The organism is Spirosoma arcticum (assembly GCF_054779955.1).
On the sequence record NZ_BAAGXG010000005.1, the window covers coordinates 380,794 to 407,169 of the forward strand.

At 51.2% G+C, this 26,376-nt stretch carries 23 protein-coding genes and 1 tRNA gene; 16 read left to right on the forward strand and 8 right to left on the reverse strand.

All coding sequences use genetic code 11. The features are described 5' to 3' along the window. Positions 1-16: 16 nt before the first annotated feature. The gene (locus ACYVHB_RS13825; RefSeq protein ID WP_461052333.1) at positions 17-1,879 is read left to right on the forward strand and encodes a MutS-related protein; all 1,863 of its coding nucleotides are present in this window, start codon (positions 17-19) and stop codon (positions 1,877-1,879) included. Positions 1,880-1,887: 8 nt separating this feature from the next. Here the strand turns inward: ACYVHB_RS13825 and ACYVHB_RS13830 are convergent, their stop codons facing one another. Together ACYVHB_RS13830 and ACYVHB_RS13835 are read right to left on the reverse strand one after the other, a co-directional pair. Next, positions 1,888-2,685 carry a DUF2279 domain-containing protein gene (locus ACYVHB_RS13830; protein ID WP_461052334.1) on the reverse strand — a complete coding sequence of 266 codons (798 nt, stop codon included), beginning with the start codon at positions 2,683-2,685 and terminating at the stop codon, positions 1,888-1,890. Between the two features lie 393 nt (positions 2,686-3,078). Further along, positions 3,079-3,151, reverse strand: a tRNA-Phe gene (locus ACYVHB_RS13835). Positions 3,152-3,276: 125 nt separating this feature from the next. On the opposite strand from ACYVHB_RS13835, the gene ACYVHB_RS13840 reads away from it, so the two are divergent. The 8 genes from ACYVHB_RS13840 to nadD all read left to right on the forward strand — a co-directional run bounded on the left by ACYVHB_RS13840 (position 3,277) and on the right by nadD (position 10,087). Further along, positions 3,277-4,662 carry a 4Fe-4S dicluster domain-containing protein gene (locus ACYVHB_RS13840; protein ID WP_461052335.1) on the forward strand — a complete coding sequence of 462 codons (1,386 nt, stop codon included), beginning with the start codon at positions 3,277-3,279 and terminating at the stop codon, positions 4,660-4,662. Positions 4,663-4,720: 58 nt separating this feature from the next. After that, on the forward strand, positions 4,721-6,001 hold the full coding sequence (locus ACYVHB_RS13845; protein WP_461052336.1) for a hypothetical protein: 1,281 nt from the start codon (positions 4,721-4,723) through the stop codon (positions 5,999-6,001). Between the two features lie 5 nt (positions 6,002-6,006). After that, on the forward strand, positions 6,007-6,813 hold the full coding sequence (locus ACYVHB_RS13850) for a (Fe-S)-binding protein (protein ID WP_461052337.1): 807 nt from the start codon (positions 6,007-6,009) through the stop codon (positions 6,811-6,813). A 110-nt stretch (positions 6,814-6,923) separates the two neighbouring features. Then, positions 6,924-7,421: a hypothetical protein gene (locus ACYVHB_RS13855; protein WP_461052338.1), complete on the forward strand. Its 498-nt coding sequence runs from the start codon at positions 6,924-6,926 to the stop codon at positions 7,419-7,421. A gap of 246 nt (positions 7,422-7,667) precedes the next feature. Continuing rightward, positions 7,668-8,366 carry a sigma-70 family RNA polymerase sigma factor gene (locus ACYVHB_RS13860; protein WP_461052339.1) on the forward strand — a complete coding sequence of 233 codons (699 nt, stop codon included), beginning with the start codon at positions 7,668-7,670 and terminating at the stop codon, positions 8,364-8,366. 129 nt (positions 8,367-8,495) lie between these two features. After that, positions 8,496-8,738 (forward strand): hypothetical protein, encoded by a 243-nt coding sequence (locus tag ACYVHB_RS13865; protein WP_461052453.1) that lies wholly within the window; start codon positions 8,496-8,498, stop codon positions 8,736-8,738. Positions 8,739-8,839: 101 nt separating this feature from the next. After that, positions 8,840-9,436, forward strand: a complete 597-nt coding sequence (gmk, locus tag ACYVHB_RS13870) for a guanylate kinase (protein WP_461052340.1) — start codon at positions 8,840-8,842, stop codon at positions 9,434-9,436. 63 nt (positions 9,437-9,499) lie between these two features. Beyond that, a complete protein-coding gene (gene nadD / locus ACYVHB_RS13875; RefSeq protein ID WP_461052341.1) occupies positions 9,500-10,087 on the forward strand; it encodes a nicotinate (nicotinamide) nucleotide adenylyltransferase in 588 nt (195 codons plus the stop codon). A 93-nt stretch (positions 10,088-10,180) separates the two neighbouring features. On the opposite strand, the gene ACYVHB_RS13880 is transcribed toward nadD, so the two are convergent. The 3 genes from ACYVHB_RS13880 to cysS all read right to left on the reverse strand — a co-directional run bounded on the left by ACYVHB_RS13880 (position 10,181) and on the right by cysS (position 13,122). Continuing rightward, positions 10,181-10,546, reverse strand: a complete 366-nt coding sequence (locus tag ACYVHB_RS13880) for a hypothetical protein (protein ID WP_461052454.1) — start codon at positions 10,544-10,546, stop codon at positions 10,181-10,183. Positions 10,547-10,607: 61 nt separating this feature from the next. Further along, positions 10,608-11,624: a M28 family peptidase gene (locus ACYVHB_RS13885; protein WP_461052342.1), complete on the reverse strand. Its 1,017-nt coding sequence runs from the start codon at positions 11,622-11,624 to the stop codon at positions 10,608-10,610. A 7-nt stretch (positions 11,625-11,631) separates the two neighbouring features. Continuing rightward, positions 11,632-13,122: a cysteine--tRNA ligase gene (gene cysS / locus ACYVHB_RS13890; RefSeq protein WP_461052343.1), complete on the reverse strand. Its 1,491-nt coding sequence runs from the start codon at positions 13,120-13,122 to the stop codon at positions 11,632-11,634. 180 nt (positions 13,123-13,302) lie between these two features. Here cysS and ACYVHB_RS13895 point away from each other — a divergent pair, with 180 nt between their 5' ends. The 4 genes from ACYVHB_RS13895 to ACYVHB_RS13910 all read left to right on the forward strand — a co-directional run bounded on the left by ACYVHB_RS13895 (position 13,303) and on the right by ACYVHB_RS13910 (position 17,086). Then, positions 13,303-14,499 carry a hypothetical protein gene (locus tag ACYVHB_RS13895; protein ID WP_461052455.1) on the forward strand — a complete coding sequence of 399 codons (1,197 nt, stop codon included), beginning with the start codon at positions 13,303-13,305 and terminating at the stop codon, positions 14,497-14,499. A 128-nt stretch (positions 14,500-14,627) separates the two neighbouring features. After that, the gene (locus ACYVHB_RS13900) at positions 14,628-15,545 is read left to right on the forward strand and encodes a PfkB family carbohydrate kinase (protein WP_461052344.1); all 918 of its coding nucleotides are present in this window, start codon (positions 14,628-14,630) and stop codon (positions 15,543-15,545) included. 104 nt (positions 15,546-15,649) lie between these two features. Then, positions 15,650-15,994 carry a hypothetical protein gene (locus tag ACYVHB_RS13905; protein ID WP_461052345.1) on the forward strand — a complete coding sequence of 115 codons (345 nt, stop codon included), beginning with the start codon at positions 15,650-15,652 and terminating at the stop codon, positions 15,992-15,994. 318 nt (positions 15,995-16,312) lie between these two features. Next, entirely contained in the window at positions 16,313-17,086 is a 774-nt protein-coding gene (locus tag ACYVHB_RS13910) for a LytR/AlgR family response regulator transcription factor (protein WP_461052346.1), read from the forward strand. 3 nt (positions 17,087-17,089) lie between these two features. On the opposite strand, the gene ACYVHB_RS13915 is transcribed toward ACYVHB_RS13910, so the two are convergent. After that, positions 17,090-17,326 (reverse strand): helix-turn-helix domain-containing protein, encoded by a 237-nt coding sequence (locus ACYVHB_RS13915; RefSeq protein WP_461052347.1) that lies wholly within the window; start codon positions 17,324-17,326, stop codon positions 17,090-17,092. Between the two features lie 200 nt (positions 17,327-17,526). On the opposite strand from ACYVHB_RS13915, the gene ACYVHB_RS13920 reads away from it, so the two are divergent. From ACYVHB_RS13920 to ACYVHB_RS13930, 3 genes are all read left to right on the forward strand, one after another. Further along, positions 17,527-18,729 (forward strand): sensor histidine kinase, encoded by a 1,203-nt coding sequence (locus ACYVHB_RS13920; RefSeq protein ID WP_461052348.1) that lies wholly within the window; start codon positions 17,527-17,529, stop codon positions 18,727-18,729. 302 nt (positions 18,730-19,031) lie between these two features. After that, a complete protein-coding gene (locus ACYVHB_RS13925) occupies positions 19,032-19,391 on the forward strand; it encodes a hypothetical protein (RefSeq protein ID WP_461052349.1) in 360 nt (119 codons plus the stop codon). 156 nt (positions 19,392-19,547) lie between these two features. Continuing rightward, complete coding sequence (locus ACYVHB_RS13930; RefSeq protein WP_461052350.1) at positions 19,548-22,664, forward strand: lantibiotic dehydratase; 3,117 nt, start codon at positions 19,548-19,550, stop codon at positions 22,662-22,664. Positions 22,665-22,789: 125 nt separating this feature from the next. Here ACYVHB_RS13930 and ACYVHB_RS13935 read toward each other — a convergent pair whose 3' ends face one another. Both ACYVHB_RS13935 and ACYVHB_RS13940 read right to left on the reverse strand, forming a co-directional pair. Then, positions 22,790-23,311: a D-glycero-alpha-D-manno-heptose-1,7-bisphosphate 7-phosphatase gene (locus tag ACYVHB_RS13935; protein WP_461052351.1), complete on the reverse strand. Its 522-nt coding sequence runs from the start codon at positions 23,309-23,311 to the stop codon at positions 22,790-22,792. 175 nt (positions 23,312-23,486) lie between these two features. Then, positions 23,487-26,153, reverse strand: coding sequence for a valine--tRNA ligase (locus tag ACYVHB_RS13940; protein ID WP_461052352.1), 2,667 nt, complete (start codon positions 26,151-26,153; stop codon positions 23,487-23,489). Positions 26,154-26,376 lie beyond the last annotated feature (223 nt).

Here is a 26,376-nt window from a genome sequence, read left to right on the forward strand (position 1 = left end):
TTTTATGCCTACCAGCATGACCCCCGAAACTACCTTCAATCAGCGTCAGCGACAATTTAGTCAGGCCGAGAAAACAGCTCAGGACCGATACGATAAACTGGCGTTTTGGCGGCTTGTGTGGTTTCTGGGTAGCGTAGTGAGCGTTTGGCTGCTCATCCGAGTCGACCAGCAACTGATGGCTGTCGGGATGTTGCTGACTGGCCTTGTCGGGTTTCTGTTTTTGCTTAAAAAGCACCAAACCGTTCGGCAAGAGCGCGATCTGGCCCATCATCTGGCTTTTGTTAATCAGGATGAAGCGGCTCGTCTGAAACGCCAATACCTGCGGCCCGAAACGGGTGACATATTCATCAGCCCAACGCATTTTTATACGGGTGATTTGGATGTGTTTGGCAAGCACTCGCTGTTTCGTCTGCTGAACCGAACGCACACCCACGAGGGACAAAACCGATTGGCCACCTGGCTGCAGACTCCGGCTGGCTCCGATGCGATCCGGTTGCGCCAGCAGGCCGCTACTGAACTAATTCCTCAACTCGACTGGCGACAGCAGTTTGAAGCACTTGCTTACCAGAAAGAAACGATCAGCCGGTCACCCGATGCGCTCATTCAGTGGGCAACGGCTGATGCTGCGCCTTTGCCCGGTTATCTGAACAGTATCCGGTTCCTGTTCCCGGCCATCACGCTGGGGCTTTTTGTAGCCTGGCTACTGGGCTACGTACCGGGCGTGGCTATCACGGTGGCGCTGGGCATACATGGCTTTGTGTTGAGTCGAACGGCCGCACGAGCTAAAGATGTCAGCGATCAAACTCACGAAATTTCGGTGGCATTGCGGGCGTTTCAGGGTTTGTTTGTGCAGGCTGAACTGCTCACGGGCGAGGCCGTTCGGTTGCGGGCCATTCGGCAGGCGCTCACGGCGCATAGCCGCCCCGTATCGGATGTGATCGGCCAATTGGCACAACTAACCGAAGGATTAAACTACCGGCGTAATCCGTATTTCTTTCTCATTTTTGGGATTGCTACGCTGTGGGACGTACAGTACCTGTTTCGGCTTGAGCGTTGGAAAAAACAGTACGGCTCTGACATTGCTCATTGGTTAAAGGCCTTGGGTGAATTAGAAGCGCTGAACAGTCTGGCCGGATTTGCCTATGCTCATCCAACGTATGCTACCCCTGACATTACTGACGACGAGTTAATCCTGGATATCACTGCTGCGGCTCACCCACTGCTACCACCTGACCGTAGCGTAGCCAACTCATTAGCGCTGGATGGTTCCGGCCAGACTGTGCTCATCACCGGTTCCAACATGTCGGGCAAGAGTACGTTCCTGCGTACGGTCGGGGCCAATATCGTACTGGCATTGGCTGGGGCGGTTGTGAGCGCGGAGCGGTTTCAATGTTCGCCAGTGCGGGTGTTCACGAGTATGCGGACGCAGGATTCGCTGGAAGAAAGTACGTCGTCCTTCTACGCCGAGCTTAAACGGTTACAAACACTCATCGGCCTCTCAAAGCAAATTAACACGATCCCTCAGGATCGTCCCGGCCGGTCCGCCGGTGCGGGGGAACCGCTGCCTCAGGACCGCCTGCCGGTTCTATACTTCCTCGATGAAATTCTGAAAGGAACTAACTCTGCCGACCGGCACCGGGGCGCGGAGGCCCTGATCCGGCAACTGCACCGAACGTTGGCGTCGGGCTTCGTCTCAACCCATGATCTCGAACTGGGCCAACTGACCGATGCCACCGACTTCGTCCGTAATTTTCATTTCCAGTCTGACCTCGACAACGGTCAATTGGTATTTGATTACAAACTGCGGAATGGTATCTGCGCGAGTTTCAACGCCAGTCAGTTGATGCGGGCAATTGGTATCGAGATGGCGGAGGCCTGATTCAACAGTCAGAAAAATAGCCAGTGCCACCTTGTTTTGGGGCCGACTTGCAAAGTCGGTGCCGGAATTTTGATGTATTTCAGCAACCCAACCAGCACTTTTGCGGTATTACTACGGGGCTTAATCAACTTCACCAAATTAACATCCGGAGCAATGTACCACTCGTGTCGACCGCCCAGCCCGTCGTGCCGGACGCTCCATGTTTCGGCCTCTAAGCCCATACCGACGGAGACTTGAAGCCAGTCGGGCCAGGCGCGTTGCCAGCGGGCGTTCCCAAATCGTTCAGCCGAAAACGAGAACCAATACGTTTGATTGAGGTAGTCATCGATAGAAATCCGTTGCACTGGAATACCACGCTCTGTGAAATATTTTGGCGTTCGTTGCCAATAACTGACTTTCCACTGGGCGTCGCGCAGAAAACCTGACCGGTTCTGCGCCATCGGCCAGAATCCACCAACCGTTCCGGCCGCTACATCGCGCCAACTGAAGCCGTAGGTAGGCGAGTAGGCGTCTTTGAGTTCGATCCCCACTTCGACAAAAACCGCTGAACCGAACGCCAGCCACTCAGCTTTCCGCTCGGGTACACCCGACCAGCGAAAGGCATTGTAGTATGCTTCGGAAATGAATACACCACCGGCAACGTGCGCCACTTTGTCCAGACCACTCGCGTAGGCCAAATCGCGTCCCCCATCAAAATGAAACGGTACGCCCCGGCCATTCCACCACGTTTTTTGTAGATAAACGTAGGTCGACCCCAGTGTCAGCAGCGACGATGCTCCAACGGCCCACAACCGGGGGGCTCGCACGCTGGACGTGGTTCGGGCACTATCAGCGACTGAAGGTACTTCCCTACCATCCCTGCTGGTCGGCAGTGAATCAATTGGCAGAACACAACGGAGAAGGCCAATGAAAAGGATCGTTTTCAAGAAGGAGTGAACATGTGAGATAAGGAGTAAAAGAAAAGAGCAGAAAAATTAGTTGAGTCGCAGGAAGTAAATTAGCGGACGCAACAGGGCAGCAAACATATGCTTTTTTATCAGCGGTGAGTACAAAATAGGTCCTGAATTCGCTTGTTAAAATTACGCCAAGCTGTATCTTTGTTACTGCAAAAATAGTATGCGTGCATACTATTAAGGGTCGACTAACGTAACCATAAAGCATAAAAAAAGCCTTCCCGGTCAGGAAGGCTTACGTTAAGGTGGTGATGGACGGAATCGAACCGCCGACACAAGGATTTTCAGTCCTTTGCTCTACCAACTGAGCTACATCACCGAAACGTGGGTGCAAAAGTAAAATTACTTTGGTCGTCTTACAACCTGTTGCCGGGAATAATTTTACTTCGTGCGCTGATTGGCTCATGACAACGCTGATAATCAAGGTAGAAAACTAAAAAATTAATGGAAATCGTACAGCAGATTTTATTTGTGGCAGCATTAGCTTTCACCGTCTGGTACATAACCAAGCGGGTTAAACTGATTGCCCGCGCCATCAACCTGGGCCGCCCGGAAGACCGAACCGATAATGCGGGTGAGCGCTTGAAAACCATGTTGCTCGTAGCCTTTGGCCAGAAAAAGATGTTCACTAACGTTCTGGTGGGCGTGATGCACTTTGTGATCTACGCCGGTTTCATCATCATCAATTTAGAGATACTGGAAATTATACTGGACGGTGTTTTAGGAACGCATCGGCTGTTTGCACCTTACATAGCGCCCGTCTACCCGTTTTTGATTAATGTGTTCGAGGTGCTGGCGTTTGGCGTATTAGCCGTTTGTGTCGTGTTTCTGACCCGGCGCTTTGTAACGAAAGTAGAACGCTTACAGGCCGAACGGCACCGCGAACTGCTCGGTTGGTCTATCCCTGACGCAACCATTATCCTGACCGCCGAAATTATCCTGATGATTGCGTTCCTGACCTGGGACGCATCGGACAGTGTCCTGCGGGACCGGGGTGTGGGTCATTATAGTGAGTTGCAGGGCGTGGTGCCTGATTTCATCATCAGTCAGTTTCTAAAACCTCTGTTTGGTGGCTTCAGCGACACGGCCTTGGTCGCTTATGAGCGCACATCGTGGTGGCTCCACATCCTCGGCATTCTGGCATTTGCCGTTTACGTAACGTATTCCAAGCACCTCCACATTGCGCTCGGCTTCCCAAACGTGTACTTCTCCGATTTGCAGCCTAAGGGCGAGATGCAGAACATGCCCGAAATTACGAAGGAAGTACAACTGGCACTCGGCTTGCCGCTCACAACCGAGCCGGACGGTTCCCAAGCGAACGACAACGGGGAGCAACCAGCAGAAGTTGGTCGGTTTGGGGCGAAAGACGTGCAGGATTTGAAGTGGATTAACCTCATGAACGCTTATAGTTGCACCGAGTGCGGGCGTTGTACGGCGGCCTGTCCGGCGAATATTACCGGCAAAAAACTGTCGCCCCGCAAGATTATGATGGATACCCGCGACCGGCTCGAAGAGATTCAGCGCGGCTGGCAAACCAACGGTGACGACTACCGTGACGAGAAATCGCTGCTCGACGACTATATCACGGCCGAAGAACTCAACGCCTGCACCACGTGTCAGGCCTGCATCAACGCCTGTCCCATTAACATTAACCCGCTCGATATTATCTTACAGTTGCGCCGGTACCGGGTTATGGAAGAATCGCAGGCTCCGGCTTCGTGGAACGCTATGTTCAGCAATATTGAGAACAACATGGCTCCGTGGAAATTCTCGCCGAGCGACCGCTTCAACTGGGCTGACCAGGTTAATGAGCCAGTGAGCACAAAGTAGGATAGTTTGAAAAAGCCATGCCAGGGTCGTACCTTTTCGCTCCTCATTGACATGATTCATGACTGTTATCCTGATTAAAAGTCTGATTGCCTTCGTTGGGGCATTGGCGGTTGTTATCGGAGTTCGGTTTCAAAACCAGATTCTGAACGTGCCGGAGCCATTGGCTAATCGACTTCTGCTGGTTGCCTTCGTTCTGTGCCGGTTAGTACCGTTTGTGATTATCTACCTCTGGATGGGGTTTGATCCTCATTCTGATGTGCCCGTATTCTACGACGCGGCCAGTCATGCACTCCGGGGTGAGGTTGTGTATCGTGATTTCTGGTCGCCCTACAGCCCACTTTTTGCCTACGTTACGGCATTGCCGCTTCTGGTCTGGCACAGTGCGAAAAGTGTCGTGTTGCTGATGATTATGGTAGAGGGTGCCGCTTGGTGGCTGACGTACCGCTTCTTCCGCCCGCGACAGGGTAGCGTGGCTCAGCTATCGGCATTACTCTATTTAGCGCTGCCCGGACCACTCGTGTTTTGTGTAGTGGGTGGGCAGGAAGACGTTTGGATGTGGCTGTTTGGCGTCGTGAGTTTATGGATATGGGCGGACAACGCCAATGCGTTCCGAATGGGGTTGCTGATGGCAGCCATGCTTATTATAACCAAAGCGTTGGCGGTGCTGATTATTGCCGCGTTAGTATTTTGGGTTCATCGGCCCGTGCAGTACGTAGCAGGCTTATTGGTGGCTGGCTTACCGGCGCTTGTTCTGCTATATGTACTCACTGGCGACGGTATGCTGACGCCCCTCATGTTTGCTAACATGCCGTTTGCGCCCAATCTGCCAACCGTGCTGGCTCCGCTCATTGGCGACTTCACCTCGTACGCAGGCTTGTTAAGCGCGGCTGGCCTGCTGGTTGTGTTGGGGGTATCGGCTTACGGAGCTTGGCAACTCCGGCGTAGTGGTGTAACGTATGAATACGCTTTGCCTATTCTGTGGGTATTGTGTTACGGCCTAATCATGTTCGTCCATAAAAGCTCATTCGGAAACTATGTGTTTATCTATGCCTTACCACTGCTGATCCTGTTTCCCAACTGGAAGAACGCCCGACATATATCGGTTTTGTTGGTGCTGAATGTTCTGGCCGCTGTGCATCCGTCAGTGTGGTGGCAGATGGGCGCACCAATCTATTCAAATCCGACACGGCTCAGCAAGTGGCCTTACCTGATTGAATACTTAATGGAAATTGGCATTGTCGTCAGCGTCGGCTATTTCGTGTGGCTGGCTTACCGGCAGACAAAGCAAACTTCCCCATCCGTAAATAAGTGGTTTAAGCCACAATCCGTTTCGCCCTGATACAAATGGAAGCAACAACCGAAAAAACATATACCGTACCGACAATGGCTGAGATGGCCGCGTCGGGAGATCAACCTGAAATTTTGTTCTGGGTTGGCTGCGCTGGCTCGTTCGATGACCGCTACAAACGCGTAACCATCGCTTTCGTTCGGATTTTAAATCACATTGGTATCAAATTCGCCGTGCTGGGTCCGGAAGAAGGTTGCACGGGCGATCCGGCCCGTCGGGCAGGGAACGAGTTCTTGTTTCAGATGCAGGCTATGTCGAATATCCAGGTGATGAACGGCTACAATGTTAAAAAGATCGTGACGGCCTGTCCGCATTGTTTCAACACAATCAAAAACGAGTATCCTGAACTCGGTGGCGATTATGAAGTGATTCACCACTCCCAGTTTTTGCAGGGACTAATCAGCGATGGGCGCATTAAGGTAAAAGACGGCGAGTCGTTTAAGGGACGTAAGATCACATTCCACGATTCGTGTTACCTCGGCCGGGCAAATAAAATTTACGAAGCACCCCGTGAGGTGTTAGCCGCTTTAGATGCCGACTTAGTTGAGATGAAGCGCGTGAAGGCCAATGGATTGTGTTGCGGAGCCGGTGGCGGTCAATATTTCAAAGAACCCGAACCCGGTAAAAAGGACGTTAATGTGGAGCGGGTTCAGGAAGCGTTGCAAACCGGGGCCGATACCATTGCCGTTTCGTGCCCGTTTTGCATGACTATGATGTCTGACGGGGTTAAGAATCAGAACCGCGAGGACTCTGTCCGCGTTTACGACATTTCGGAACTCATCGCCCAGGGAGAGGGACTGTAGGAATGTACAATGGTTAATGCATAATGATGCGCACGGGCGGCCCCGAATTAATTGCTCGACAGTAGCCTTATCCATTTTACATTATTCATTATCCATCATTCATTAAAACTATGTGGATCGACTTTGATAAACTGCCGGACGATGCCCGCGTGTGGGTGTATCAGGCCAACCGCCCGCTTTCGGACGGCGATGTAAACGCCATCAATCAGGAACTGAAACCAGCGCTTAGTTATTGGGCGGCACACGGGCAGGCGTTGCTGGCATCGGCCCAGGTGATAGAAAACCAGTTTGTGATTGTGGGCGTGGACGAAGGCTACAACTTGCCGAGTGGCTGTTCCATTGACGCATCGGTGCGGACACTGCGCCAACTTGGCGAGTCGCTTGGTATTGACTTCTTCGACCGCTCAGCGGCTGTCCGGGGAGTAGATGGATCGGTGATGACAATTGAACTGCCCGCTATTAAAACGGCGGTGCTATCCGGCACTATCACGCCCGACACGGTAGTATTTAACACACTCGTAAAAATTAAGGCCGAATTCCTGACGAACTGGCACCTGCGGGCGGCTGACTCATGGCTAAAACGGTATTTCAAGTCAGTGGCTGTTTAATAGTCTTTTTACAGCGAAGCCGGTTAATCACTCCCCCTTTTAGGTAGCAATTAACCGGCTTTAACGCGGGTATTGATTAAAACGTTCACTGCCAAATAGTCACATTTACCTCATTTTAAACCTTTCTTCTGAACAAAGGATTGATTTTTGCATTCCGTTAGGCAGGCACTTCAATGAATCGGCTCTGTATCCTTCGGTAATTCGTTGAATACGGCCGATGGTAAACGGCAAATACCTATTACTTTTATGGCGACCATACCCCAAGTTATGTCAGATACGCCAACTCGCGACGACCGGGACGCCGGACCGGACCAAACACAGCCCATCGACGAAACTTCTGTCGAGCAGTCTCAGGCCGATGCCCCCGCCCGCGGTTATACCGATGAGCAGAAGTACCGGATTTTCAATAAGGAGTTTATGCCCCACATAGACTCTATGTACAACTTTGCCTTCAGGTTAACGACGGATGAGGACGATGCCAACGACCTCGTACAGGACACGTATTTAAAGGCTTTTCGGTTTATTTCGTCGTTTGAGCAAGGAACTAACGCAAAAGCATGGCTGTTCCGCATACTGAAGAACAGCTTCATTAACGATTATCGGAAGAAAAGTAAGGAACCGGCAAAGGTCGATTATCAGGATGTTGAAACTACCTATAATTCGGAAGATGCCGAGACTGAGCATACCGTTGACCTACGGGCCGAGTCTGTTTCTGACCTAATTGGTGATGAAGTAGCAACTGCCCTAAACTCGTTGCCGGTTGATTTTAGAACAGTCATTATTCTTTGTGATATTGAAGGATTCACGTACGAAGAAATGGCTAAAATACTGGACATTCCAATCGGAACCGTACGCTCCAGATTGCACCGTGCCCGAAACCTACTGAAGGATAAATTGCGTGATTACGCATCTTCAATGGGATATAAAGAAGAATCTGACGAATAAGCCGAACTTTTCTACTACCAGTTTTGGTTCTCCTGATAACTTAACGGTATTATTATTCTTGGAATAAATAAAACTTTTCCAATGCAAACGTCGTTGCCATCGTCATCTCCCGCCATCCCGCATCTTGCAATGAAAGAACATTGCAACCATCAGGCGGACTGTTTAAAGATGATTCAGTTAATTCTGGACGGGGAAGCCACCGAACAGCAACTTGCTAAGTTGAAGATCAACCTCGAAAGTTGTCAGCCCTGCATACGGATGTATCATCTTGAAAAAGAAGTTAAAGAGTTACTGACGAAACGAATGGAAAAACGGTGTTGCCCGGAGGAACTGGTGGCAACGATTAAATCGAAAATTCTAAGTTTTAGCTGATTACATCTGTACTTGCCATTGGGGTAACTAAGGAACCGGTATCCGCCGACCCTTGGTTACCCCAATTAGTTTAACGCCTTATCATAAAATCAAGCGCTATCTTGGACGGTAAACTCATCATCTTTTCGGCTCCTTCTGGCTCTGGCAAAACCACCATCGTAAAGCATTTACTGGCCAAGAACTCAAATCTCGGCTTTTCTATTTCGGCCTGCACCCGCGACCGCCGGGGCCGTAGTGAACAAAATGGTAAAGATTATTACTTCCTGACCCCTGAAGAATTTAAGCAGAAAATTGACAACGACGAATTTGTAGAATGGGAAGAAGTGTACGTTGGTGCATTCTACGGTACCCTCAAATCCGAGATTCAGCGCCTTTGGGATAGCGGGAAACATGTATTGTTCGATGTAGACGTGCAGGGCGGCCTGAAGCTGAAAGAGTACTACGGTGATAAAGCGTTGGGCGTTTTTGTGAAAGTGCCGGATGAGGAAACACTCCGTCAGCGCCTGATTGGACGCGGCTCTGAAACCGAAGAAAGTTTATCCAAAAGGCTTTTTAAGGTGCACTTTGAAATGAGCTTCCAGAACAAATTTGATGTAGTGCTGGTCAATGACGACCTGGAAACATCGCTGCAAAAAGCCCAGCAATTAGTCGATGATTTTGTAAAGGGGATCGTGCCGGTGAAGAGGACAGTGATTTAAAACAGGTTCATGGCTCGTAGTTATTTCAACTACGAGCCATGAACTACAAACTACAAACTCATTTTGCGCATCGGTCTCTTCTTTGGTTCGTTCAATCCCATTCATGTCGGTCATCTGATAATTGCCAACACAATGGCAACAATGACTGACTTAGAACAGGTTTGGTTTGTGGTATCGCCCCAGAATCCATTCAAGAAGACAAAGAGCCTGCTGCACGAATTCGACCGGTTCGATATGGTGGAGCGGGCTATTGCCGATAACAGCCGCCTGAAAGCAACCAACATCGAGTTCTCGATGCCCAAACCCAGCTACACGATTGACACGCTGACTCGATTAGGTGAAAAATACCCACAGCACACGTTCCGGCTTATCATGGGCGAAGACAATCTGGCGCAGTTTGCCAATTGGAAAAATCACGGGAAGATCTTAGAATACTACGGCCTGAACGTTTACCCACGCCCACACCGGAAGGCCGAACCGGCCACAGAAAGTCCCTTTAAATCACACCCAAACGTTCGCTTGGTCGAAGCCCCGTTGCTGGACATTTCGGCTACGTTTATTCGTGACTGCATCCGGGCGAACCGCTCTATCCGCTACATGGTCCCAGACGTGGTGGAAGAGATGATTGAGCGGAAGAAATTCTACGTGTAATGTACTCATGGGCTTCAGCCCGTGACCATAATCAGCAGTAGTACACAGGGTTTTGGTGTAGTCACGGGCTGAAGCCGATGGGTACCATCTACGCTACGGCAGCCCGTTCTGAAATGTGACTTCAGTAGCTAATCCGATAGCACTCATGCGAATAGCAACCGACGGGCTGTTCGACTTTTCGCTGGGTCGGTCGCAATGAGTACCCTTCTCCAAAAAATAGATGTAGTATTTCTGGTTGCGGTCGGCGATTTGATTAATGTCCGGTCGGCCGAGCAACTCGCCGATGGTGTTGGCTGAATTTCCTTTTAAATTTTGAATCTCGGCTCTGAAAGCAGGCACGAGCGTAGACCGAACGCCGTTGCAGCCGCCCCGGTCGCCCCGCCATTTTTTCAGATCGAGTTTCCCGAACGTATCGGGTGCCGGGCCGCAACTGACGGATAGCGCAATAAGTAGAGTCAGCAATGAAACGTATATTACCGTTCGTTCAAGGCCGCTCGTCAATTCAGGGTCACGCATTCTTTCATTGTTCATTATAGAGCACCTGTAATAGCGTTTGGCCGACAGCTTTCAGCGTACCCCGGTCAATGTTGCTCATATCGTCGGCTAAGGTGTGATGGGCCGGGAAGAAGCCACCGGTTTGCGTATTTAACTGAATAATATCAATCGTTGGAATCTTGGCAATGGTGTTTGGTGCAACGTGATCGTCCGTAATCTGTCCGCCTGGTGCGTCGACAAAATACTGACTGTACCCCAATCGACTGGCCGTTTGCCAGACGTTATTAACAACACTGGGGGCCATCTGCACGGAATAGCTTTCTTTGGGAAACGTAGCGCCTTTGGCACCAACCATATCCAGTAAAATACCGTAATAAGCGGAGTAGCCGGGTTTGTGAAGATTTTTGGCCCAGTAACGTGAGCCAAGTCCATAGCCAAGGTAATCAATATCGCCACTTTCCTTTTCAAAGTCTTTACTTGCTTTCTCACCATCTCCTAAGTCCTCGACGTCAAAACAGATGAAATCAACGCCAACGTTCGGCTTTGTCTTGGCCTGTTGAATGGCACGGGCCAACTCAAGCATCACGCCAACACCACTGGCTCCGTCGTTAGCGGCTGGAATGGGCTTGGTTTTATTAGCCGCTACGCTGTCGTTGTCAGCGATGGGCCTCGAATCCCAATGGGAAGAAATAAAAATGCGCTTCTTAGCCTGCGGGTTAATTGTACCGATGATATTTCGGGCGTTAATCTTTTTGCCATCCCAGGTAGTGGCCACAAACGCCTGTTCTGTCACCTCGCAACCGAACTGCTTCAGTTTAGCCACCAGGTAACTGCCCGTTTCTACGTGGGCGGGCGTGTTCGGTACGCGCGGCCCAAACTTCACCTGCTGGTCGATATAGGCATAAGCCGAGTCGGCGTTAAACGCGGGTGCTGACACCATTGCCGGTTCGGCGGTTTGAGTCGCACCGGTTTGGCTTGACTTCTCTTTACAGGCACTAGCAGTTAGAGCAAGGGCGAGTAAGAATAAGGTGGGTCTGCTCATAGTTTGGTTATTCTTCGTATGCCCAGTCGATCTGGTGCTTCATATCTTTAATGGCCAGCCCCTGCGCTTTAAAATACGAACGAATCTGGTCAACCTTGTCGTATTGCCGCTGCTCTTTGTACTCCCGATACAGCGTTAACAGACCCTCCAGCACGGGCTGGTTGTCGGTGCCTTCTTCGGCCAAACCCAGTACGTCCTGCATAAATGTGACGAATGAGGTCTTCAGGAGGGTAAACACATCCTCACCCAGCACAGTCCCCTGAAGCTGGTTCAAATACAACATGTTAACATACTTTAACAGTGTAAACAACTGCGCGATCCCAACGGCCGTATTAAGATCGTCGTTCAGAGCGTCGTAAAACTGCTGGACGGCTTTTCGAATATCTTCCTGTTTTGTTTCGTCCGGCACTATGTCCGCTTCTTCCTGGTACGTCATTATCTTGATAACCCGAAGCCCATTGGCTAAACGCCGGTAGCCTTTCTGAGCCGCTTTCAATGCATCGTTAGAGAAGTCGAGCGTACTCCGGTAATGCGATTGGAGCATGAAGAAACGAACCGTCATGGGGCTATAGGCCTGTTCGAGCAAATAGTGACCGCCCGCGAACAACTCCGACGGCAGAAATGAATTACCCAGCGACTTTGACATCTTCTGTCCATTGACAGTCAGCATGTTAGAGTGCATCCAGTACCGAACGGGATCGTGGCCGGTCAGGGCGTCACCCTGCGCAATTTCGCATTCATGGTGAGGAAACTTCAGGTCCATACCGCCCCCGTGAATGTCGAACTGAGTGCCCAGGTATTTTGTACTCATGCAGGTGCACTCCAGATGCCAGCCGGGGAAGCCCGCACCCCACGGAGAGTTCCAGCGCATGAGGTGCTCAGGGGCGGCCCGTTTCCAGAGCGCAAAATCGAGCGGACTGCGCTTTTCTGACTGCCCATCTAACTCGCGGGTTTCATTGAGCAGATCGTCCAGAATGCGCCCCGATAGTTTACCATAGTTGCCTCCTTGTTTATTGTAAGTTTCTATATCGAAATAAACGGAACCATTAGCTTCATAAGCCAGCCCTTTAGTTAACAGTGTTAGAACGGCCTCGATCTGCTCAATCATGTGCCCCGTGGCGGTGGGTTCGATGCTCGGTGGAATGGCATTGAACTGCGCCATCACGGTATGGAAGTCGTTGGTAAACCGCTGTACAATCTCCATCGGTTCAACCTTCTCCAACTTGGCCATGCGCCCGATTTTGTCCTCGCCTTCATCCCCGTCCCCAACCAGGTGTCCTACATCGGTAAGGTTGCGGACGTAGCGGACTTTATAGCCGATAAATGTTAGATACCGGTAAAGGGTGTCGAACGTCAGAAACGTGCGGACGTTACCGAGGTGAACATAGTTGTAAACCGTTGGACCGCAAACGTACATGCCAACGTAGGGCGGGCTGATTGGTTCAAATAGTTCTTTTTTGCGGGAAAGCGTATTATATAACTTAAGTGGTTGTGTCATTGCGGGCGGTCAGCATGATAAAAATGACCCTATAAAGTGGCTGCAAGTTACGGATTGTACGACGGAAAATGGTGGACACGCACTTCGGCAAAGTCTAAACTCAAGCGCACAGCCTTTGCCAAAGCTAAAATGACCCCGCCCGTTTTGGCTATATTCGCACCCAATTTACGCGAAACCCGAATGCAGGTAGTTGAGGTTGGCCAAAACGCCAGATACCAGAGTGAGTTTATCCAGTTTCCCGTGCGGCTCTATCGAAACGATCCGTGCTGGATACGGCCGTTGGATACGGACGTAGCTGAAGTGTTCGATCCGTCCCGCAACAAGCGATTCGAGAACGGCGAATGCATCCGGTATCTGCTACTGAGCGATGCCGACGAAACCATCGGGCGCGTGGCGGCTTTCATAGACCGCGAAATTGCCAATCTTGACAACGATCAACCGACGGGTGGCTTGGGCTTTTTCGAGTGCATCGACGATCAAACGGCTGCGTTTATGCTGTGTGACGCGGCCAAAGCATGGCTCCAAAGCCGGGGTATGGAAGCGATGGACGGCCCCGTCAATTTCGGCGACCGCGACCGCTGGTGGGGTTTGTTGGTGGATGGTTTCGACCGGGAGCCAAACTACTGTATGCCCTACACAAAGCCATACTACGTTCCGTTTTTCGAGACCTACGGCTTTCAGGATTATTTTAAGCAGTTCACATTCGGCATTCCAACAACCTGGTCCCGGCTGACGAGCATGTCGCAGGCCGTGAAAGACCGCGCCCAGCGCATCTACGAAAATTCTGATTACAGCTTCCGAACCATCGACAAGCGGCAACTGCCCGCAGCCGCCGAGCAGTTCCGCCATATTTACAACGCGGCTTGGGCCGGGCACAGTGGCGTGAAGGAAATGTCGGCCGGGCAGGCGCAGGGGCTGATGCAAAAACTGAAGCCAGTGCTTGACGAGAAGATTATTTATTTTGCGTATTACGGCGAGGAACCCGTCGCGTTTTTCGTGTGCCTGCCCGAACTGAACCAGGTCTTCAAATATGTAAATGGCAAGCTGGATCTGATCGGTAAGGTGAAATTTCTATGGCACATGATCCGTAGAACCAACCGCAAGGCGTTCGGCGTGGTATTCGGCGTGGCCCCGGACCATCAGGGTAAAGGCCTCGAAGCGGCCATTGCGCTTCGAATGCCCCACGAAGCCGCCTATAATCCGGCCTTTCAATACACCGAACTGGAGATGAACTGGGTGGGCGATTTTAACCCGATTATGGTGCGGTTCGTGAGTCAGTTGGGTTCAACCATCGTTAAAACGCACGTCACTTACCGCTACCTGTTCGACCGAACCAAACCATTTAAACGCTGCCCGGTGATTGGGCGGAAGAAGTAAATCAGTTTATAGTTTGTTCGGTTCCCCGCCGGGATTTGTAGCTGGCTGACGCGTTTGTTTTTATGCGTCAGCTAGCTACAAATCCCGGCGGGGAACCGAACAAACTACAAACTCATAAACCAAGTACAATGAGCTTACTAACCATTGGTTCCGTAGCGTTCGATGCGCTGGAAACCCCATTCGGCAAGACCGACAAAATCATCGGCGGTGCCGCCACGTACATCACCCTCTCGGCGTCGTATTTCACCGACGAAAATAACCTCGTGGCCGTGGTGGGTGACGATTTTCCGCAGTCGATGATTGACGACCTCAACCGGCACGGCGTCAACACCGAAGGGCTGGAAGTGAGGAAAGGCGAACGGACGTTCTTCTGGTCGGGGAAGTACCACAACGACATGAACACCCGCGATACGGTGGAGGTGCAACTGAACGTGATGGAGAACTTCGACCCTGTCATTCCCGACTCGTACCAGGACTGCCAGTACCTGATGCTGGGCAACACGGCCCCGGCCATTCAGCAAACGGTAATTGGTCGGCTGCGTAACCGTCCCAAACTGATTGTGCTGGACACGATGAACCTGTGGATCGAAATCGCCCGACCCGACTTGATGACGCTGATTCCGATGGTCGACGTGCTGGTGGTGAATGACGAGGAAGCCCGCCAACTGACCGGCCAATACGCATTAGTGACGGCCGCAGCTAAAATCCGGGAGATGGGACCGCAAACGGTCATCATCAAAAAAGGCGAACATGGGGCGCTGCTGTTTCACGACGGTCAAATTTTCTTTGCCCCCGCCCTGCCATTGGCCGAAGTCTTCGACCCAACCGGCGCAGGCGACACTTTCGCCGGTGGTTTCATTGGTCATTTAGCCAAAACCGACGACATTTCGTTCGAGAACATGAAGCGGGCCATCATTTACGGTTCGGCAATGGCCTCGTTTTGCGTCGAAAAGTTCGGGGCCGAGCGAATCATGAACCTGACGAAGGACAAGATTCAGGCCCGCGTAAGTGAGTTCGTGAAATTGTCGGCGTTTGGGCTGGAGTAGTTAACAGTTTGTGGTTTGTGGTTAGCTGACGCGGATGATGTTTTCGCGTTAGCTAATTACAAACTTATTCTACCGTCTTCACATTATCTTTCGGGTGGCGGTCGATGAGCAGATTCAGCGTGTCGATTTCGGCCAATATACCGAGTGTCACCACGAACTGCTTGCCCAACGACTTCACGGTCGCTTCATTGACAGAGGCTGCTCCTTCTTGCTCTCTCCCGCCGACCGCTGAGGTAATAGTCGAGTTCGTGGCGCAGGAATGGCGGTATCTACTATGGTTTCATCATCAGGGCCCGGTGTTCGGCCAGCGACTCCAACAGCATGCCGATGCCCATCAGACTCGATTTGCTCGCCCCGTTGGGGCCGCGCAGCCCGGACAGCCCCGGTCGATGGCTAATGACACGCCGTTCTGGGCCTTAACCGCACCGGCGGACCATTCATTGCTGTAGGTCTTGGTCCGTTCTCAATTAGTAGTTTCATCGGGTCCAGGGATGAGAGGTTGACTAATAGGTACGAAGCAACGGGAGTGGACTACACCCAGCAATTTGCTTCGACTAATGCCCGGTTTTCTTCGACCAATGATTGTCTACTATAGACAAATGAAATTCGTAGGACATAGGTTATTCGGCCGATGCTCCGCTTCCCCCGACCAATGATTGTGTGGTATAGACTAATGAGACTCAAGCGGATATAAGCAATTCGGCAAACGTAACCGCTTCTTCAATCAATATACTACAACAAGCGGTTAATGAATATATTGCAATATCATGGATGAAAGACTCACTTGCTATCTGGTGGACGACGAACCGCCCGCGCACCACATTATGTCGAAGTACATTGAGCGCGTTCCTTATTTAAATTTAGTAGGGAAGACGCTCGATCCGTTTGAGGGGCTGGAGCACGTTCAGGAGCTTAAACCCGACATTCTGTTTCTGGACGTGGAAATGCCGTACATGACTGGTGTCGAATTTCTGAAGTCGCTGCCAATGCCGCACCCGATGGTAATCATGGTGACGGCGTCACCCCAGTTCGCGGCCGACACGTATCAGTTTGAGTCCGTGACGCATTACCTGCTCAAACCGGCCGGTTTCGACAAGTTTTTGGACGCAATCAATCGCGTGACGAAGAGGCTTGGCTTTATGGTGGACCCTACCGCGCCGACACCCACGCGTCCGCCCGCCCGCAATCAATCGCGGGAGCCAGTCGACCCCCGCGAACGCATACCGTATTTTCTGATCAAGGAGGACAAGAAGCTGGTGCGGGTGGCTCCCGAAGATATTGTCTTTGCTGAGGGGATGAAAGATTACCTGAAAATGCACCTCACCACGCGCACCGTAGTGACCCACATGACCATGAGTAAGTTGGAGGAAATGCTGCCGCCTTCGCAGTTTCTGCGCGTGAACCGCTCGTTCATCGTCCGGCGGCAGTCTATCAAAGAAATCGATGGCAACCAGATTACCACCCTCGACGGCAGGAAAGTGACCATTGGCGTTACCTACCGTGAAACAGTGATGAACGAGTTGAAGAAGAACATGATGTGAAGGTTACTGCTGGCGAACGGCCATAATAAGCAGGTCCTGCATGTTGAGGTTAATTAGATCCATCAGGCTAATCTTGTAAAGTGAGGAGACCTGCTGTAGAACGGTCAGTGACAGTTCGGTGCGGCCGGTTTCTTTTTTGCTATAGGCGGCCTGGCTAACGCCTAACTGGAAGGCGACGTACTCCTGCGGGTAACCGTGAATTTCCCGAAGTTTGCGGAGTTTAGTGGCAATTGGGTTCATAACAGCAGTTCATTTGAGGTTTTGGCCTTGTTTGACTGTCACAAAACAATATGACCCGTAAGCAGAAAAGAATTATTTTCGACTAATGCAACCGCTTCTTCGACCAATGATGAATGTCTGTCGATAGATGCGTTTGCTGGTAATGCGACAGACACGTAGGCTCGTTAGGCACGGAAACAGAGTAACTCGGTCATTTCACTATGGAAGCTCAGGCTCTTTCTCGTCCCACTTTATTAGCTTTCTACGAACGCCATCGCCGGGCTTTCCGCGTGGGGGGGCATGTAGCGATGTGGCTTGCCGTTTATTTCTTGCTGATAAAAGATACATACCCAAGAATATTTGAAGATAATGAACGGGTAGGTAGCGTGGCTTCATTCGCAGCTCTCTTTCAAGCAATGGTCTTATATTATAGCATAGGCCATTACGTATTTCCTAAATTTTTCTATAAACGAGACTACGCTAAGTTAATTCTAATTCTGGCGACCGTCTTTTTTGTGATTTATCAGATCAATTATTTGCTATTTTATTATTTAGATTCAATAAGTAATAAAGTTCGTCCAGATGGAAAGTTCACATACGTAAGGAAAATCTTTAGAATGGTTCAGGAAGCCGGTTGGTTAGGATGCTTCACCAGTTTACGGGTGTTTCTTTGGAATTTATCTTACAATTGTTTTCTGCCAATATTCATGTTAGTGACCAAAGGCTTTAGAGATATCATAGATTATCAAAAACGATTGGTTACTGCTGAGAAAGATAAATTTGCGCTGGAACTAAGCTTTTTAAAGGCTCAGGTAAATCCGCACTTTCTATTCAACACGCTAAACAGCGTTTATGCCCGCGTCTTCGACTCTGATGAGCAGGCGGCTGACTTGATACTGCGCCTGTCTGAACTGATGAGGTACAATCTGTACGAGACGGATGTAGCCAAGATTACTCTTGACAAAGAACTGAGCTACATTCAAAATTACCTTGATTTAGAGCGTAACCGCCTGTCGGATCAATACGTCGTCATTGACTATGAACAGAGTGGCAACCCGTCGGCGTATCAGATTGCACCCCTGCTGTTGATTGCCTTCGTAGAAAACGCCTTTAAACACGGAGTCAAAAGGGCTACTGAACCATCCTACGTGCAGGTAAGTGCCAACTTAACAGACGGTAAACTGGTGTTTCGTGTCCAAAACAGCGTACCCCACCGACGGGAAGCTCCGCCTGCTGAATCTGAACCGTTGGTACATTCAGACAGAGAGTCAGGTGGTATTGGCTTAGTCAATGTTCGTCGGCGATTAGACGCTCTTTATAAAGGCCGTTATGAGTTGGTAGTAACGCCCAATTTAGACACGTATCTAATTGTACTGACCATGCGGTTAGAGACAGTAAGTACCATGACAAGCGTAAGAGTTTGAACGCACTGGTCGAAGGAATTTGCCTGTTGGTCGAATTATACTCCTCCATTTGTCGAAAGTAATTGAGTTGACCTGTGTCAATCCACTACTTTTGAATCGTCGGAAGACACGAACTGAACTCTTCAATCATAATGCTAACCAACTTCTACTAAAATCATGAAAAATCAAACGATTGCTACCGCCCCCCGTCTAATGTTGAAAAAACAACGGATTGTTTGTCTGACTTCAACAGCTATGTCGAACGCCAAACCTGGCAAGTCATATATTATTTGTGAGTACCTTACAATTGGCGGTCGATAACGTTGCGAACCTACCTCACCCTGAATTACTCAAGGGCGAGTCGAAGCCAACTTGCCCATTACCTCCAGCGCACCGGCTGGCTCCAGTTTGGTCAGATCGGGGCGTTTACGGAGGACATGCTTACCTGCGTACAGTCAGACGATTGTGCACTGGTATTTCTCCGGCTTGCGGACCCCAGCGAACAAGTGCCCGGTCCGTTTTTGGATGCCCTGCGGAATCACCCGGCTGTCATTGTCACCTCGCCATATCCGCAGCATCTATTCAATCACTTGAACCTGCACCCGTTCGATTTCCTGACCGAACCCTACTCATTTGAGCGGTTCGCGGATAGCATGGACCAGTACGTAGCACGATACGGCTGACAAGGTATACAAAGAATATAGTTACATACTGTTTCTTCTAACCAAAAGATAACAATAACTTATTTTGCAAATTGGTCGAAAAAGCAACGATTTCTTTGGTAGCATAGTAGGTGAGCCGTAATTTAGTTGTCCCTCAACTGCGAACGTGCTCCTTTTATGATCCAACTAAAAGACTTTTTCGTTATACGTCAACCAACGTATCCGGTTAACAAGCTACTTAAATTTTACGACCAACTTTCCACCCAATCTCTCGAAGAACTTTTACGACACCATTATCAGGACCCACTGGCACAGGAGGCCATTTTTGCCGCTTCGCCCACGCTCTACGAACGCTTCCGGCGGTGGCTGTCGGGCGAGACGCTGCCTGATCGGGAAAAACTGCTCGTAACGCTTCATAAATATTTGATCCGAATGTGTAGCCGGGCCACGCCCTACGGTCTGTTTGCGGGCTGCACAATGGGCACGTTTGGCGAGTATACCCGGCTCCGGGGTGGCACTGTTGACACCCTGCGCACCCACACGCGGGTCGATATGGACTGCCTGCTGGCCATTTGCCGGTGGCTCACTGACCAGCCTGATGTTCGGAAGCAACTCAAGCTTTTTCCAAACTCATCGCTTTACACGGTAGGTTCGTCGCTGCGCTACGTGGAGCAGCAGCGCGACCGCGAAAAACGCCACTACTTCATCAGCGCCGTGGAGGGCGATCAGTACCTGACGGTTGTTCTCAGCGCAGCCCGCAATGGCGCGACCATTGGTGAACTGGCAGCTTTGCTCACCGAACTGCGGGCGGAACCGGACGAAGCCGTTGAGTTTATCGAACAACTCATTGAAGGACAACTGCTCCTGTTCGAGATTGAGCCGACCGTCACCGGATTGCACTACCTAAACCGGCTGACGGAGCGCATTGCATCACTGACCAATACAGGCCACGTTGCCAACGAGCTGCGCCAGTTGCAGGCGCACCTGTGCCAACCCGACCGATTAGGCGCTTACGACCAAACCCGGCAGTGGTTTCTGGACCGCGCCATCAGCCCACCCGCAGCCGATATTGTGCAGGTCGATACGTTTTTTGATAATCCATCCCTGCAATTGAGCGAACGCGCCATGCAGCACCTACAGCGCGACCTGGAAAAACTGATGGTGCTCAACCAGCCAAACGTTTGTCCTGATCTGGACGAGTTTAGACGGCGGTTTCACAATCGGTACGAAGATGAAGAAATTCCGCTGGCGCTGGCTCTCGATGGGGAATTTGGCGTTGGATACGGCTCCGGTTCGACACTCGGCGTTGGCTACGCCCCCCTGATCGACGATCTGTCATTCGCAACCACGGCCACGGCACCAACTACCACCTGGGACTGGTGGCAAACGTTTGTGATGGACAAATACGCCGACGCCCTGCGCACAAGCCGGGTTGCTAATGCGCAGGGCGAAATTGTACTGACCGACGGCGATCTGGTCTACATTGGCAGCAAGCAACCCCTATCGGCGTTAATTCCCGACAGTTTCTACGCGTTTGGGTCGCTGCTGGCCCGCTCGGAAAAGACCCTGGATGAAGGTGATTTTCAATTCAATCTGTTAGCCTGCAAAGGGCCATCGGCGGTAAACCTGATGAGTCGGTTTGGTGAAGGGGATCCGGCGCTGGCCGAGCGAATCCGCACCTGCGCTGCCGCCGAAGAAGTGCATCACCCCGACGTAATCATTGCTGAAATCGTTCACCTGCCCGAAAACCGCGTTGGCAACATCCTAACTCGCCCAACCATCCACCCCTACGAAATTCCGTACATGGGTCAGGCGTCAGTTAAGCCAGATTTTCAGATTGCGTTGTCCGATCTGATGGTATCGGTTCGTAATAATCAGGTCGTGTTACGTTCGAAGCGATTGAACCAGCGGGTAATTCCGCGTCTGACAAACGCCCACAATTTTGCGCAGGGGCTACCCATCTATCGGTTTCTGTGTGATCTTCAGGCGCAGGACGTTCACCTCAACGTGATTTGGAACTGGGGCGTTCTGCGGACGCAGGCGTATCTGCCCCGCGTTCGCTATCACAAGGTAATCGTTAGCCGCGCTACGTGGCAACTGCAAGCCCGCAGCCTCACGCCCGACAATCCACTGCGGTTAGTGGCGCAACTGACGGCAGCGGGTTTACCCGATCAGTTCATGCTGGCGCAGGGCGATAATGAACTGTTCATTGCCATGCACGTTCCCGAATCGCTGGCGTTACTCTCGTCCGAGATTCGCCGGTTGGCTGGCTTACCTGGGCAGACTGATACTATTCGATTGATCGAGTTTCTGTCCCCGCCCGACCAGTGCCCGCTGGCTAACAAGCGCGACCACTTCACTCACGAACTCATTATTCCGTTCAATAACGCCCAAGCCCACCCTCTGCCGGGTTTGAGCCAGACGAACACGCAGCTCCCCCAGCGCAAATTTTCGGTCGGCAGCGAGTGGTTCTACCTGAAGGTATATACCGGCGAAAAAACGTCCGACGCCCTGCTACTGCAAACTATTTACCCGGTGGTGCAGCAGTTGCTGAAAACGCAGATGATTCAGGCGTTCTTTTTTGTCCGTTACAAAGACACAGATCCACATTTACGGCTCCGCTTTCGGGGCAACCCGCATCTGGAGTTTTATCACCACGTGGTGCGGGCCGTGGAAAAGGCGCTGCACGAATCGGTCGAAGCCGGGGTAGTACATCGGGTGCAGGTGGATACATACCAGCGCGAATTTGAGCGGTACGGGATGGAACACATTGGCCTGTGCGAGACGCTGTTTCACTGCGACAGTCTGTCCACGCTGGCGTTTATGACTCGGACGGGCGACGAATTCGACGAGAACCTGCGTTTTGCCTTCGCCATCCGCAAAATTGACCGGCTACTGATGGGAACGGGACTGTCGACGGCTGCCTGCCGAATGCTCCTGGACTTGATGAAAGAAAACTTTTTTCGGGAGTTTGGCGGTAACTCGGCCCTACGTCATCAACTTAACGAAAAATACCGGACGTATCGACCGTTAATGTGCCAGGCCTTCGCGGATAATTTTCCGGCGGCCGCTGGCCTTGACGAATGGGAGTCTACTCAAGCGAACTTACTCCAAAATTTATCAGCCGCCATTGCTGACTCCGGACAGTTATTCAGTATTATCAGCAGCCTGATTCACATGATTGTTAATCGGCTGTTTCCTTCCAAGCAGCGGGCTTATGAACTGGTATTGTATCACTGCTTAGCCAAACATTACGACTCTGTTCAGGCCCGGGAGCGAAGTGGAGTAGTTTAAAGCAAAACTGTTTCAAAACACGTGAGTCATCCCAAATTGTGAGTCAAAGCTAAATCATCATGAACGCGTTGGCAATGGCCAATCGTAGTCAGTAAATCGGCACTGAAGCCGTTCGGGATGACTGTTTACGCCTGCTCTAATACGAACCGTGACGCTTCCAGCAAATTCGGAGCGCAGCCGTCGCAATCAACAGTAGGGTGAATTTCTTCATGAGCGATGCGCACGGTTCTAACCCCAACACGCTTGCCTGCCTGCATGTCGCGGGGGGCGTCGCCAATCATCCACGATTCATTGGGTAGAATGTTGTACTTCGCCATTGCCTTTTCGAGCAGCAGCGAGCCGGGTTTCCGAGTAAGCGACTCGGTTGTGTAGCTGGGGTGATGCGGGCTGTAGTAGATAGCATCAATGACGTGACCACACTGTTCCTGCAAATAATGGTAGCACGCCATCACATCGTTGCGGGTATAGAGGCCTTTGGCAATACCCGCCTGGTTGGTGATGACAATGAGCAGATAACCCGCTTCTTTCAACGTCCGAAGTGCTTCGGGAACACCATCAGGAATGATGAAATCCTCGACCCGGTAGACATAGTCAGTCCGGTCTTCGTTCAGTACACCATCACGGTCGAGAAATATGCACTTATTCATTGATGAATTGAGCGTAGGTTTATCTGCAAAAGTACTATTATTCTGCTACTTTCTTGTAGTATTACAGGATAACTATTTATTAAATTTAGGAAAGGTAAACCAACCAACAGTCTCTAGAAGCTCGTAACCTTTAGCTGGGACGCGTAGCTGTTACCAAGCTTCTACGACCTGACGCTTACACGGTTAAATTTTGCAAACGCTGTTGCAATGCCTGAATCTTGGCCTCGGCGTCGGCAAGTTTATGGCGTTCACGCTCAACCACGTCAGGATTAGCATTGGTAACGAACCGCTCGTTCGAGAGCTTTTTGAGCGTTGAATCCCGAAAACCAATTTGGTAATCCAACTCTTTGCGGGTGCTTTCCATCTCCTGAGCTACGTCGATCTCCCCGGCAATGTCGACAAAGAATTCATCGCCTTTAATCAGGAATGATAATCCTTTAGCCTTCTCGTTGACATAGCTAATCTCTGATGCATTCGCCATCTTCCGAATCAGCGATTCAAGCGGCCGAAACCGTTCAGGTGCGGTAGTTTTAATGGCCAGTGGCAACTCTGTTTTCGGTGAGATTTGTTTGGCGTTGCGAATGTTGCGCACGTTGGTGATGACTTCAAATAATGTCTCGAAACTGGTCAACATCTGCGCGTCAATCGCGCCGGGCTGCGGGAATGGTGCTACGCAAATGCTGTCGCCGGGTTTACGCTCACGAATGTCCTGCCAAACTTCCTCCGTAATAAACGGCATGAACGGATGCGCCAGACACATCAGTCGCTCGAAAAAAGTTATTGTCGCGTCGTATGTTTCCTGGTCAATGGGCTGCGCCGTTCCGGTGGCCGGGTCGAAAGGTGGTTTAATGAGTTCGAGGTACTGTGAACAAAAATCATCCCAGATCAGCTTATAAACCGCTTGCAGCGCATCGGAGATCCGGAATTTACTGAAGTCATCTTCAACCTGCGTAAGCGTTGCATTCAGCTTTGCCTCGAACCACCGGATGGGTAGAGACGCCGGATGTGGAGCAGACCCAAGGTGTTGCGTCTCTACATTCCACCCCTTCACCAACCGGAACGCATTCCAGATTTTGTTGCTGAAGTTGCGCCCCTGCTCCACTAATTTCTCATCGAACGGCAAATCGTTGCCGGCGGGTGAACTGAACAGCATACCCGTGCGAACACCGTCGGCCCCGTATTGGTCGATGAGGTCGAGCGGATCGGGTGAGTTGCCCAGCGACTTCGACATTTTGCGCCCCTGCTTGTCGCGGACAATCCCCGTCAGGTACACGTTTTTAAACGGTGCTTCGCCTTTGTATTCGTAACCCGCAATAATCATCCGGGCGACCCAGAAGAACAGGATTTCGGGGGCTGTAACCAGGTCGTTAGTTGGATAATAGTAATCAAGATCGTTTGGTCCGGCTTTGGGATCATCGGCATTGCCGGATGGCAGAAATACCGACATTGGCCAGAGCCACGACGAAAACCACGTGTCCAGCACGTCTTCGTCCTGCGTCAGGTCGGCCTCGGTCATGGCGAAGAGCAGTTTCTCGTGCTGCACTTTCTCCAGGGCTTCGTGCTTCGTGCGGGCCACGATGATTGTTCCGTCCTGCATGTAAAACGCCGGAATCCGCTGTCCCCACCACAATTGGCGGCTAATGCACCAGTCGTGGACGTTCTCCATCCAGACCCGGTACATGTTTTTGAACTTGGGCGGATACAACTGAATCCCATCGTTCATGACGTTCTCAAGCGCGGGTTTCGCCAGTTCGTCCATCTTCAGGAACCACTGCAGCGATAGCTTCGGCTCAATCACGGCGTTGGTCCGCTCCGAGAATCCGACGTTCGATTTATACTCTTCAGATTTTTCTAAGCTGCTGGCATCTTCGAGCAGTTTGATAATCGCTTTCCGGGCGGCAAACCGATCCTGACCGACCAGAATCCGGGCCTTTTCGTTCAGCGTACCATCGTCGGCAAGAATGTCCAGCACGGGCAGGTTGTGTTTGATGCCCAGCGCATAGTCGTTCGGGTCGTGGGCGGGCGTCACTTTCAGACAGCCCGTTCCAAAATCCATTGTGACGTACTCATCCGTGATAATCGGAATTTCGCGGTCGATGAGCGGGATAATAGCTTTCCGACCGTGCAAATGGGTATACCGCTCATCGTTCGGGTTGACCGCAATGGCGGCATCGGCCATAATCGTCTCCGGCCGAACGGTGGCAATGGTAATGAATTCGTTGGTTTGGCCAGCAATTGCGTACTTGATATACACTAACTTTTGCTGAACCTCTTTCGTAATAACCTCCTCGTCGGACACGGCCGTTTTGCCCTGCGGGTCCCAATTGACCATACGAACGCCCCGATAGATTTTACCTTTCTCATACAGGTCCACGAACGTGTCGATCACCGCATCGTACAGAACTGGTTCCATCGTGAATCGCGTCCGGTCCCAATCGCAGGAAGCGCCAAGTTTACGGAGTTGCTGGAGAATGATGCCGCCGTACTTCGCCCGCCACTCCCAGGCGTAAGCCAGGAATTCCTCACGAGTCAGGTCTTTCTTGCTGATGCCGCGCTCTTTCAACATCGCTACTACCTTAGCTTCCGTAGCAATGCTGGCGTGGTCGGTTCCGGGTACCCAGCAGGCGTTCTTGCCCTCCATGCGGGCCTTACGGATCAGCACATCCTGAATGGTGTTGTTGAGCATGTGGCCCATGTGCAGCACCCCCGTCACGTTTGGGGGCGGAATGACGATGGTATACGGTTCACGATTATCAGGAACCGATTTGAATAGTTGGTTATCAAGCCAGTACTGATACCACTTTGCTTCTATTTCCTGGGGGGCGTATGTCTTTGAAATCATTCGTAGGGAGCGGGCCGAACCCGTTTAACGTGCAAAAATAAGCCCATCGCGGGAAATACCGGACGGGCTGCTACGTTAGATTGACCTGTGTCTGGCTTATAGTCAGATAGCTGATAAAACCACGGAGATAAAAGCCGTTTCTGACTTGTTAAAAACTAGTGAACGTAGCAGGCCGTGCAGTGGCCATTTCGTCACGACATAAATATAATCACGACAGGACAGC

Coding starts and splice junctions, on each gene's coding strand:
- ACYVHB_RS13825 (WP_461052333.1), top strand. CDS start 17: ATGACCCCCGAAACTACCTTCAATCAGCGTCAGCGACAATTTAGTCAG.
- ACYVHB_RS13840 (WP_461052335.1), top strand. CDS start 3,277: ATGGAAATCGTACAGCAGATTTTATTTGTGGCAGCATTAGCTTTCACC.
- ACYVHB_RS13845 (WP_461052336.1), top strand. CDS start 4,721: ATGACTGTTATCCTGATTAAAAGTCTGATTGCCTTCGTTGGGGCATTG.
- ACYVHB_RS13850 (WP_461052337.1), top strand. CDS start 6,007: ATGGAAGCAACAACCGAAAAAACATATACCGTACCGACAATGGCTGAG.
- ACYVHB_RS13855 (WP_461052338.1), top strand. CDS start 6,924: ATGTGGATCGACTTTGATAAACTGCCGGACGATGCCCGCGTGTGGGTG.
- ACYVHB_RS13860 (WP_461052339.1), top strand. CDS start 7,668: ATGGCGACCATACCCCAAGTTATGTCAGATACGCCAACTCGCGACGAC.
- ACYVHB_RS13865 (WP_461052453.1), top strand. CDS start 8,496: ATGAAAGAACATTGCAACCATCAGGCGGACTGTTTAAAGATGATTCAG.
- ACYVHB_RS13885 (WP_461052342.1), bottom strand. CDS start 11,624: ATGAGCAGACCCACCTTATTCTTACTCGCCCTTGCTCTAACTGCTAGT.
- cysS (WP_461052343.1), bottom strand. CDS start 13,122: ATGACACAACCACTTAAGTTATATAATACGCTTTCCCGCAAAAAAGAA.
- ACYVHB_RS13895 (WP_461052455.1), top strand. CDS start 13,303: ATGCAGGTAGTTGAGGTTGGCCAAAACGCCAGATACCAGAGTGAGTTT.
- ACYVHB_RS13900 (WP_461052344.1), top strand. CDS start 14,628: ATGAGCTTACTAACCATTGGTTCCGTAGCGTTCGATGCGCTGGAAACC.
- ACYVHB_RS13905 (WP_461052345.1), top strand. CDS start 15,650: ATGAGCAGATTCAGCGTGTCGATTTCGGCCAATATACCGAGTGTCACC.
- ACYVHB_RS13910 (WP_461052346.1), top strand. CDS start 16,313: ATGGATGAAAGACTCACTTGCTATCTGGTGGACGACGAACCGCCCGCG.
- ACYVHB_RS13915 (WP_461052347.1), bottom strand. CDS start 17,326: ATGAACCCAATTGCCACTAAACTCCGCAAACTTCGGGAAATTCACGGT.
- ACYVHB_RS13920 (WP_461052348.1), top strand. CDS start 17,527: ATGGAAGCTCAGGCTCTTTCTCGTCCCACTTTATTAGCTTTCTACGAA.
- ACYVHB_RS13930 (WP_461052350.1), top strand. CDS start 19,548: ATGATCCAACTAAAAGACTTTTTCGTTATACGTCAACCAACGTATCCG.
- ACYVHB_RS13935 (WP_461052351.1), bottom strand. CDS start 23,311: ATGAATAAGTGCATATTTCTCGACCGTGATGGTGTACTGAACGAAGAC.
- ACYVHB_RS13940 (WP_461052352.1), bottom strand. CDS start 26,153: ATGATTTCAAAGACATACGCCCCCCAGGAAATAGAAGCAAAGTGGTAT.